Here is a 10,755-nt window from a genome sequence, read left to right on the forward strand (position 1 = left end):
TATCGTTCGCGCTGAGGCCAGCCGGACAGCGGGCATTCTTTGGGAGCAGTCCCTATGGCAAAGAAGATCACGGGCTACGTGAAGCTTCAGGTTCCGGCAGGAGCCGCGAACCCGTCGCCGCCCATCGGCCCCGCGCTCGGTCAGCGCGGCCTCAACATCATGGAATTCTGCAAGGCCTTCAACGCGAAGACCTCTCAGATCGAGAAGGGGACCCCGATCCCGGTTGTCATCACGGCGTACCAGGACCGCTCCTTCACCTTCGAGATGAAGCAGCCGCCGGTCACCTTCTTCCTTAAGAAGGCTGCCGGCCTGAAGATCGGCAAGAAGCCGGCTTCCGGCTCGAAGACTCCGGGCAAGGGCCCGACCGTGGGCAAGGTGACCGAGGCGCAGCTGCGCGAGATCGCCGAGAAGAAGATGCCCGACCTGAACTGCGACTCGGTTGACGCCGCCGTCGCCATGATCCGTGGCTCCGCTCGGGCCATGGGCCTCGACGTCGTCGCTTAAGGGGAGGGCACAATGGCACACGAAGGCAAGCGCATCCGCGCCGCCCGCGAGGGCATCGACGCGCTCAAGCTCTATCCCATCGACGAGGCGATCAAGCTCGTGAAGGAGAAGGCCAGCGCCAAGTTCGACGAGACCGTCGAGATCTCGATGAACCTCGGCGTCGACCCGCGCCACGCCGACCAGATGGTCCGCGGCGTCTGCAACCTGCCCAACGGCTCCGGCCGGACGGTGCGGGTGGCGGTGTTCGCTCGCGGCGCGAAGGCCGACGAGGCCAAGGCCGCCGGCGCCGACATCGTGGGCGCCGAGGACCTGCTCGAGATCGTCCAGAGCGGCAAGATCGAGTTCGATCGCTGCATTGCGACCCCCGACCTGATGCCGCTCGTCGGCCGTCTCGGCAAGGTGCTCGGCCCGCGCGGTCTGATGCCGAACCCGAAGGTCGGAACCGTCACCATGGACGTGAAGGGTGCCGTCGCCGGCGCCAAGGGCGGCTCGGTGGAGTTCCGCGTCGAGAAGGCCGGCATCATCCACGCCGGCATCGGCAAGGTCTCCTTCGACGCCGATAAGCTCGTCGAGAACATCAAGGCGTTCGCCGACGCGGTGTCCAAGGCGAAGCCGGCCGGCGCCAAGGGCCAGTACGTCCAGCGCGTCGCCGTGACCTCCTCCATGGGTCCTGGCGTCAAGGTGGAGCCGTCGACGGTCCTCACCGCCTGATTCACGCGCGCGTGCATCCAAACGTTGGAAACGCCCGGCCCTTGCGGCCGGGCGTTTTCGTTTGCACTCACTTCCGCCAGAATGGCTTGCGGCCCTCTTGGCGCAGGACAACGGGATCAAGATCGAGTTCGATCATTTGCTCCGAGGACAATTGACGAATTGTCTTGCGCCCCTGAGAACGCCGGCGCCAGGTCCTTAGCAGCGCCATGGGTCTTGCGAGATGCTCTGTACCCGCGAGAGTGCCTGGATTTAGGTGCCGGAACAGGCAGAATGAGCCTAGCGGAGGCGGTCTTGTATTCGTCGTCACGGGCATCTCCATCGCTGCACGCGATCCTATTGATCCGAATATGAATCGATTCAATTATAGAATTGCACTCGGAGCAATTTAAGCGTGACGGATTACCGAACGATCTCCGACGGGATTGCGGCCGAGATCGCCGCGGGCAGCCTGCCTCCCGGCGCCCAACTGCCGCCACAGCGCCAGTTCGCCTATGAGCGTGGCATTGCGGTCTCGACCGCGAGTCGGGTCTATGCCGAGTTGACGCGGCGCGGCCTCGTCACCGGAGAGGTCGGACGTGGCACCTTCATCCGCATGTCTGGAGCTCCGCTAGGCGACGCCCCGCCGGATACCGACGACGGCCTGATCAATCTCGAGCATGTCTTCTCGATCCTGCCGACGCAGGCTGCAGATCTGTCGGCGAGCTTAGCCGCCCTTCTTCGTCCGGCGGCGCTCCAAGCCACGTTCCCGCCGCTCCGTGCCAGCGCGACACCGCAGGCGCGAGCCACTGCGGCGGCTTTCTTCCGCCGCGGCGGCTGGTCGGCCGAGCCCGAGCGCATCCTGTTCACCGGAGCGGGACGACAGGGAATCGCCGCCGCACTGATGGCCTTGGCCCGCCCCGGTGACCGGATCGGGGTCGAAGCCCTGACCTATCCAGTGGTCAAGGGCATGGCGGCTCGCCTCGGCCTCACCCTGGTTCCGCTGGCAATGGACGGGAAGGGTGTACGGCCGGACGCGATCACGGATGCGCACCGCGCCGGACCGCTGCGGGCCCTCTACCTTCAGACCGTGCTGCACAGTCCCCTGGGGCACACCATGGATGCCCGACGCCGGCAGGACGTCGCGCGCCTGCTCGACCGGCACGACATCATCTGCATCGAGGACGCGGTGTACGGGTTCCTGTGCGACGAGGAGCCTCTGGCGGCCCTCGCACCGGATCGGGTGATCGTGGTCGACAGCCTGTCGAAACGGCTGGCCCCTGGGCTCAGCCTCGGCGTTCTCGCCGTACCCTCTGCCCTGGTCGAACCGCTGGCGCGCACCATCCGCAACGGAGCCTGGACCGCCAGCGGCCTGCCGCTCGCGATGGCCCTTCAGGTCATCGAAGACGGCCTTGCGAGCCGCATTGGGCAGGCGAAGCGGGCGGACGTGGCGATTCGACAAGCTCTGGCCCGCGAGATCCTGACCGGCCTCGACGTTCAGGGAGACCCACGCGCCTACCATCTCTGGCTGACACTTCCCGGCGCCTGGAATGCCGAGCGCTACGCCGCGGCGGCGGCGCGCCGCGGTGTCGCGGTCTCGCCCGCGAGCGCCTTCGCCATCGACCCCGCGACGGCGCCCGACGGCGTCCGCCTCGCGCTCGGCTCGCCCACCATCCCGAAGCTCACGATCGCGCTCCAGATCCTTCGGCAACTCGCCCTCGATGGCGAGGATTCCCAGGTCGAGTAGCCCTCCGGCCGGCGGGTGATGCGGCCTTCGGGAGCCGCGAAACCGGTGCGACGGCGTCGACTCCGTTCAAAGGCGCGTGAGGGGAAGCGCCGACTGTGACGGATGGTCGTCCGGGCCCGAGCAAACACGCGAGAAAACAACATGCGAGGGTGACGCCTTCGTGGATGCCTGTGCTAGGTATGCAGCCATGCGATGCACCCTCTCCGTCAACTCGAAGCGACGCATCCTGTGCGTCTTCCCTGCCTACACGCCGTCCTTCGGGACCTTCTCTCACGCCTATCCCCTGATGGGTGGCGTGAAGGCCTTCATGCCGCCGCAGGGGCTCCTGCTGATCGCGGCCTACATGCCCGAGGCCTGGGAGTACCGGTTCATCGACGAGAACATCGCCCGAGCCGGCCCAGCGGATTTCGCCTGGGCCGATGCGGTCTTCGTGTCGGGCATGCACATCCAGGCCCCGCAGATCCGGGACATCTACGCCCGCGCCCACGCCGCGAATAAAGTGACGGTGCTGGGCGGTCCCTCGGTGTCAGGCTCGCCGGAGCAGTACCCCGAATTCGACTACCTGCATCTCGGTGAGATCGGCGACGCCACCGATGAACTGGTGGCGATCCTCGACCGCGACGTGTCGATCCCGGCCGCGCAGGTGCGCCTGGAGACGAAGGAGCGGCTTCCGCTGTCGGATTTCCCGGCCCCCGCCTACGAGGCGGCTCCCCTGAAGCGCTACCTCATCGGATCGCTGCAGTTCTCCTCCGGCTGCCCCTATCGCTGTGAATTCTGCGATATCCCGCAGCTCTACGGCCGCCAGCCGCGCCTCAAATCCCCCGAGCAGATGCTCGGCGAACTCGACGCCATCATCGCCCAGCCTGGCCACCCGGCGGTGGTGTACTTCGTCGATGACAACTTCATCGGCAATCGCAAGGCCACGAAGGACATGCTGCCCCACCTCGTGGCGTGGCAGAAGAAGAACGATTATCCGCTTCAGTTCGCCTGCGAGGCGACCCTGAACATGGCCAAGCAGCCCGACATCCTCGAGCTGATGCGTCAGGCCAACTTCATGACTGTCTTCGTCGGCATCGAGACGCCGGAGGAGGACGCCCTCGCGGGCATCGACAAGAAGCACAACGCCGCCGTGCCGATGTATGAGGCGATCGAGATCCTTAACAGCTTCGGCCTCGAGGTGACCTCCGGCATCATCCTCGGCCTCGACACCGACACCGACCAGTCCGAGCAGAAGCTGATCGACTTCATCGACAAATCGGCCGTGCCCGTGCTGACGATGAACCTGCTCCAGGCCCTGCCCAAGACGCCGCTCTGGGATCGGCTCACTCGTGAGAACCGCCTCGTCCACGACGCGGCCCTCGAATCCAACGTGCTGTTCAAGCGCCCGCACGACGACGTGGTGGCGAGCTGGCGCCGGGCGATCGCCCACGCCTACGAGCCGGCGCAGATCTTCGAACGCTTCCGCCATCAGGTCGAGGTGACCTACCCGAACCGGATCAAGACTCCGATCAAGGGCAAGCTCACGCGCACCAATCTACGCCGGGGTCTCGTCCTCGGCTTCAACATCGCGGTGCGGGTCGGATTGCTCTCGGACTATCGACGGGTGTTCTGGAAAGCGGCCGGTCACGCCCTCAAGCGGGGCCAGATCGAGGCCGTCTTCAACATGGGCTTCGTGGCCCATCACCTCATCCGCTTCACCCGGGAAGCGCTGCGGGGCGAGCACAACGCCTCGTTCTACGCCGCCAAGGCGGAGCAGAAGAACACGGCGCGCGAGCCCTGGTGGCGCGCGGCCCGCAAGTTCCTTCCGACCTAGGAAGAGGTTGGCGCCCGGCGGATCATGGCCGGGCGGACGGGGCGAGACGACGTGACGAGAGGGCGTCAAGGGAAAACAGCACGCATCGCTCATTTTTCACGGCGGGGCTCTTGGCAGGCTGCTTGCAAGGCTCTATAGACCGCCTCAACGTTTTCATACATGCGAAAGGAATCGGCCGATCGGTCGCATTCCGATTGAGAGATCGCCTGGGCAACTAGGCGGTGATGGCCGGAAGGCTTTGAAGGGCGAAAGCGCTTCGGGGCTTCGTCCGGCCATGTCCTGTCCGAGACTGCAGGTGCCGGGCAACCGGCTTAATCGTCCAAGCCTGCACAGACGGGGAAGACCGAATTTCTAGACCCCTCGGCCGGTTCGCTCGACGCGGACAGGACGAGGAATCGGTTTGAACCATCTCACCCGTATCGTCCACCCGCTCCGGGGGCCGATAGGGGACAGGGCCGTGAAGCGTCGCCAAGGACGTTCCGGCTTCTCGTTAAGCCGAGTTCCGTCCCGGGCGGCATGTGCAACCGGCGGACCCATTCTCGGGTTCCGCCAACCGGAGAGAGCCCCAGTGGACAGGACAGCCAAAGCTGATCTCGTCTCGACGCTCAACGGCGTGTTTGCGAACACGTCCGTCGTCGTCGTGGCCCACTACAAGGGCCTCACGGTCGCCGACATGCAGAAGCTGCGCTCGCAGATGAAGCAGGCCGGTGCCACCGTGAAGGTCACCAAGAACCGCCTCGCCAACATCGCTCTCGATGGCACGGACGTCGCCTCCATCAAGCCCCTCCTGAAGGGTCCGACCCTGCTCGCTTATTCCAGCGATCCAGTCGCGGCCGCCAAGGTTGCGGTGGACTTCGCCAAGGCCAACGACAAGCTCGTGATCCTCGGCGGCGCCATGGGCACGACAGCCCTGAACCCGGACGGTGTGAAGGCCCTCGCCTCGCTCCCGTCCCTCGACGAACTGCGCGCCAAGATCGTGGGGCTCATCCAGGCTCCCGCGACCAAGATCGCCCAGGTCGTCAACGCACCGGCGGCCAAGCTCGCCCGCGTGTTCGGGGCCTATGCCAACAAGGACGAGGCTCAGAGCGAAGCGGCCTGAGGCCGCATCGCTCTTTTCATCCCATCCGTTCAAACCGATATCTAAAGGAATACTAACATGGCTGATCTCGCCAAGCTCGTTGACGACCTGTCCTCGCTGACCGTTCTCGAGGCTGCTGACCTCGCCAAGATGCTCGAAGAGAAGTGGGGCGTCTCGGCTGCTGCCGCCGTCGCCGTCGCCGCTGGTCCGGCCGCCGGCCCGGCTGCCGCTGCCGAGGAGCAGACCGAGTTCACGGTCATGCTCACCGCCGCCGGCGACAAGAAGATCGAGGTCATCAAGGAGGTCCGCGCGATCACCGGCCTCGGCCTCAAGGAAGCCAAGGACCTCGTTGAGGGCGCTCCGAAGGCTGTCAAGGAGTCCGTCAACAAGGAAGAGGCCGAGAAGCTCAAGGCTCAACTGGAGAAGGCTGGCGCCAAGGTCGAGCTCAAGTAAGACTCTTCGGTGGGCCGTACCGGTCCATCACCGCCCCTCGGGTCCATCCGGACCTGAGGGCACCGAAGGCCCGCGGGTTCACGCCCGTGGGCCACGGTCGCTTCAGGCGACCCGACCGGCCCACGTGAGGGCCACGAGTTTTTCAGTTCGGGAGGGCGTCGTCCGGCGGGACGGGCTCACCGCCTGGTCGCGGGAGGCAAGAGCCTTCCCCGGGCACCCGGTACGCGGGACGTAGGAGCGAGGTCACCCATGGCCAACACGCTGGTCGGTCGCAAGCGGATTCGCAAGTTCTTCGGCAAGATCAAGGAAGTCGCCGAGATGCCGAACCTCATCGAGGTTCAGAAGGCATCCTACGATCAGTTCCTGATCATGGATGAGCCGGAAGGCGGACGGGGCGACGAAGGCCTGCAGACCGTGTTCAAGTCGGTGTTCCCGATCTCGGACTTCTCTTCCACGGCCCTGCTCGAATTCGTGAAATACACGTTCGAGCAGCCGAAATACGACGTCGACGAGTGCCGGCAGCGCGGGATCACGTTCGCAGCCCCGCTGAAGGTTACGCTGCGCCTGATCGTGTTCGATGTGGACCCGGATACCGGCGCGAAGTCGGTCAAGGACATCAAGGAGCAGGACGTCTACATGGGCGATATGCCCCTGATGACGGAGAATGGCACCTTCATCGTCAACGGTACCGAGCGCGTCATCGTCTCGCAGATGCACCGCTCGCCCGGCGTGTTCTTCGACCACGACAAGGGCAAGACCCATTCCTCGGGCAAGCTCCTGTTCGCCGCCCGCATCATTCCGTATCGCGGCTCCTGGCTCGACGTCGAGTTCGACGCGAAGGACATCGTCCACGTCCGCATCGATCGGAAGCGCAAGCTGCCGGTAACCTCGCTGCTGTTCGCGCTGGGTCTCGACGGCGAAGAGATCCTGTCGACCTTCTACAACCGCGTGATCTACGATCGTGACGGCGCCGAGTGGCGCGTGCCTTACGATGCCGACCGACTGAAGGGCTTCAAGGCGTCCGTCGACCTGATCGACGCGGAGTCCGGCGAAGTCGTGCTCGAGGCCGGCAAGAAGCTGAACGCCCGCAACGCCCGGCAGATCGCCGAGCGTGGCGTGAACTTCCTCAAGGCCACCGACGAGGACCTGATCGGCCAGTACATCGCCGAGGACCTGGTCAACCCGAAGACGGGTGAGATCTGGGCCGAGGCCGGCGATGAGATCTCCGACAAGCTCCTCAAGAGCCTGGAAGAGGTCGGGGTCTCCGAGTTGCCGGTGCTCGACATCGACCACATCAATGTCGGTCCCTACATCCGCAACACGCTCGCGGTGGACAAGAATTCCGGCCGCGAAGGCGCGCTGTTCGACATCTACCGCGTCATGCGCCCCGGCGAGCCGCCGACGCTCGATACCGCGGAGGCAATGTTCCATTCGCTGTTCTTCGATTCCGAACGCTACGACCTCTCCGCCGTGGGCCGCGTGAAGATGAACATGCGCCTGGACCTCGATGCCGAGGACACCGTGCGTACCCTGCGTCGCGAGGACATGCTCGCGGTCGTCAAGGCGCTGGTGGACCTGCGCGACGGCAAGGGCGAGATCGACGACATCGATCACCTCGGCAACCGCCGGGTACGCTCGGTCGGCGAGCTGATGGAAAACCAGTACCGCCTCGGCCTGCTCCGCATGGAGCGCGCCATCAAGGAGCGGATGTCCTCCGTCGACATCGACACGGTGATGCCGCAGGACCTCATCAACGCCAAGCCGGCCGCTGCCGCCGTGCGCGAGTTCTTCGGCTCGTCGCAGCTGTCGCAGTTCATGGATCAGACCAACCCGCTCTCCGAAGTGACGCATAAGCGCCGCCTCTCGGCGCTTGGCCCGGGCGGTCTGACGCGTGAGCGGGCCGGCTTCGAAGTGCGCGACGTGCACCCGACCCATTACGGCCGCATCTGCCCGATCGAGACGCCGGAAGGCCCGAACATCGGTCTGATCAACTCGCTCGCGACGTTCGCACGCGTCAACAAGTACGGCTTCATCGAGACCCCCTTCCGGCGGGTGAAGGACGGCGTCGTCACCACCGACGTTGCCTACCTCTCGGCAATGGAAGAGGCGAAGTACTACGTCGCGCAGGCCAACGCGCAGATGGATGAGACCTTCAAGCTCATCGAGGATCTTGTGGTCTGCCGTCGCGCCGGTGACGTCATCGTCGTGCCGCCGGATCGCGTCGACCTGATGGACGTGTCGCCGAAGCAGCTGGTGTCGGTCGCGGCCGCGCTCATCCCGTTCCTCGAGAACGATGACGCGAACCGCGCACTGATGGGCTCGAACATGCAGCGCCAGGCGGTGCCGCTGGTTCGCGCCGATGCGCCCTTCGTCGGCACCGGCATGGAGGCCGTGGTCGCCCGCGACTCCGGCGCCGCCATCGCGGCCCGCCGCACCGGCATCGTCGATCAGGTGGACGCCACCCGTATCGTCATCCGAGCCACCGAAGAGGCCGATGCCAACAAGCCCGGCGTCGACATCTATCGCCTGCAGAAGTTCCAGCGCTCCAACCAGTCGACCTGCATCACGCAGAAGCCCCTGGTGCGTGTCGGCGAGGCCGTGAAGAAGGGCGAGATCATCGCCGACGGCCCTTCGACGGAGTTCGGTGAACTCGCTCTCGGCCGGAACGTGCTTGTCGCGTTCATGCCGTGGAACGGCTACAACTTCGAGGACTCGATCCTGCTCTCCGAGCGGATCGTGAAGGATGACGTGTTCACCTCGATCCACATCGAGGAGTTCGAGGTGATGGCCCGAGATACCAAGCTCGGACCGGAAGAAATCACCCGCGACATCCCCAACGTCTCGGAAGAGGCGTTGAAGAACCTCGATGAGGCCGGCATCGTCTATATCGGTGCCGAGGTGCACGCCGGCGACATCCTGTGCGGGAAGATCACGCCGAAGGGCGAAAGCCCGATGACGCCGGAGGAAAAGCTCCTGCGCGCTATCTTCGGCGAGAAGGCATCGGACGTGCGCGACACCTCGCTTCGGGTTCCCCCGGGCGTGACCGGCACCATCGTCGAGGTCCGGGTGTTCAACCGCCACGGCGTCGACAAGGATGAGCGCGCCCAGGCGATCGAGCGCGAGGAGATCGAGCGTCTCGCCAAGGATCGTGACGACGAGCAGGCGATCCTGGACCGCAACACCTACGCCCGTCTCGCAACGGTGCTCATCGGTCAGGCTCCCATCGCGGGACCGAAGGGCTTCCGCAAGGAGACCACGCTCACCCGCGAGTTGCTCAGCGAGTACCCGCGTTCGCAATGGTGGCAGTTCGCCGTCATCGACGACCGTCTCATGACCGAGATGGAAGCGATGCAGAAGCAGTACGACGAGTCGAAGAAGCGCCTCGAGCAGCGCTTCCTCGATAAGGTCGAGAAGTTGCAGCGCGGCGATGAACTTCCGCCCGGCGTCATGAAGATGGTCAAGGTCTTCGTGGCGGTGAAGCGTAAGATCCAGCCGGGCGACAAGATGGCCGGACGCCACGGCAACAAGGGCGTGGTCTCGCGGATCGTCCCGATTGAGGACATGCCGTTCCTGGAAGACGGGACCCATGCCGACATCGTGCTGAACCCGCTGGGCGTGCCCTCGCGCATGAACGTCGGCCAGATCCTGGAAACCCATCTGGGTTGGGCTGCGGCCGGTCTCGGCCGCAAGGTCGGCCTCGCGGTGGACGCCTACCTGCGCAACCAGGACATCGAGCCGCTTCGCGGCGAGATGCAGGCGATCTACTCGCCGTCCGAGTTGGAAGGCTTGTCCGACGACGAGTTGGCTGAAGCCGCCAACAACGTGCGTCGCGGCGTGCCGATGGCGACCCCGGTGTTCAACGGCGCCAAGGAAGCCGACATCGAGCAGATGCTGGAAATGGCCGGTCTCGACCGGTCGGCCCAGTCGACGCTCTACGATGGTCGGACCGGTGAGCCTTTCGACCGCAAGGTCACGATGGGCTACATCTACATGCTGAAGCTGCACCACCTGGTGGACGATAAGATCCACGCCCGGTCGATCGGCCCGTACTCCCTGGTCACCCAGCAGCCGCTGGGCGGAAAGGCTCAGTTCGGCGGTCAGCGCTTCGGCGAGATGGAGGTCTGGGCTCTGGAAGCCTACGGCGCCGCGTACACGCTGCAGGAGATGCTCACGGTCAAGTCGGACGATGTCGCCGGCCGGACCAAGGTCTACGAGGCGATCGTCCGTGGCGACGACACCTTCGAGGCCGGCATTCCGGAGTCGTTCAACGTGCTCGTCAAGGAGATGCGTTCGCTCGGCCTCAACGTGGAGCTGACGTCCTCCAAGAAGCTCGCCAACGACCAGATCGAGCCGCCCGCAGAGGCGGCCGAATAACGACCGCATCACGCTCCCGCGCCGGGATCAGTTCCGGCGCGGTCTGAGCGGGGAGGGGCAGGGCCTCCCGTTCTACGGTCAGCGACGATCCGGCCGGTC

7 protein-coding genes are annotated in these 10,755 nt (G+C 65.2%); all 7 read left to right on the top strand.

From position 1 onward, the window contains the following. The first annotated feature begins 54 nt into the window (after positions 1-54). On the top strand, positions 55-504 hold the full coding sequence (gene rplK / locus ACV7NL_RS13565) for a 50S ribosomal protein L11 (protein ID WP_018044245.1): 450 nt from the start codon (positions 55-57) through the stop codon (positions 502-504). A 12-nt stretch (positions 505-516) separates the two neighbouring features. Continuing rightward, a complete protein-coding gene (gene rplA, locus ACV7NL_RS13570) occupies positions 517-1,215 on the top strand; it encodes a 50S ribosomal protein L1 (RefSeq protein WP_056183492.1) in 699 nt (232 codons plus the stop codon). A gap of 391 nt (positions 1,216-1,606) precedes the next feature. Beyond that, entirely contained in the window at positions 1,607-2,938 is a 1,332-nt protein-coding gene (locus ACV7NL_RS13575) for an aminotransferase-like domain-containing protein (RefSeq protein ID WP_463355943.1), read from the top strand. Between the two features lie 187 nt (positions 2,939-3,125). Further along, complete coding sequence (locus ACV7NL_RS13580) at positions 3,126-4,751, top strand: B12-binding domain-containing radical SAM protein (RefSeq protein ID WP_056183497.1); 1,626 nt, start codon at positions 3,126-3,128, stop codon at positions 4,749-4,751. 568 nt (positions 4,752-5,319) lie between these two features. After that, complete coding sequence (gene rplJ, locus ACV7NL_RS13585; RefSeq protein ID WP_056183499.1) at positions 5,320-5,850, top strand: 50S ribosomal protein L10; 531 nt, start codon at positions 5,320-5,322, stop codon at positions 5,848-5,850. Between the two features lie 57 nt (positions 5,851-5,907). Then, on the top strand, positions 5,908-6,282 hold the full coding sequence (rplL, locus tag ACV7NL_RS13590) for a 50S ribosomal protein L7/L12 (RefSeq protein WP_056183502.1): 375 nt from the start codon (positions 5,908-5,910) through the stop codon (positions 6,280-6,282). A 249-nt stretch (positions 6,283-6,531) separates the two neighbouring features. Next, a complete protein-coding gene (rpoB, locus tag ACV7NL_RS13595) occupies positions 6,532-10,656 on the top strand; it encodes a DNA-directed RNA polymerase subunit beta (RefSeq protein ID WP_056183504.1) in 4,125 nt (1,374 codons plus the stop codon). The last annotated feature ends 99 nt before the right edge of the window (positions 10,657-10,755 follow it).

It is taken from the genome of Methylobacterium sp. Ger2507, from assembly GCF_055231875.1.

Excerpts from the sequence above, each read along its gene's own strand:
- rplK (WP_018044245.1), top strand. The coding sequence starts at position 55 with ATGGCAAAGAAGATCACGGGCTACGTGAAGCTTCAGGTTCCGGCAGGA.
- rplA (WP_056183492.1), top strand. The coding sequence starts at position 517 with ATGGCACACGAAGGCAAGCGCATCCGCGCCGCCCGCGAGGGCATCGAC.
- ACV7NL_RS13580 (WP_056183497.1), top strand. The coding sequence starts at position 3,126 with ATGCGATGCACCCTCTCCGTCAACTCGAAGCGACGCATCCTGTGCGTC.
- rplL (WP_056183502.1), top strand. The coding sequence starts at position 5,908 with ATGGCTGATCTCGCCAAGCTCGTTGACGACCTGTCCTCGCTGACCGTT.
- rpoB (WP_056183504.1), top strand. The coding sequence starts at position 6,532 with ATGGCCAACACGCTGGTCGGTCGCAAGCGGATTCGCAAGTTCTTCGGC.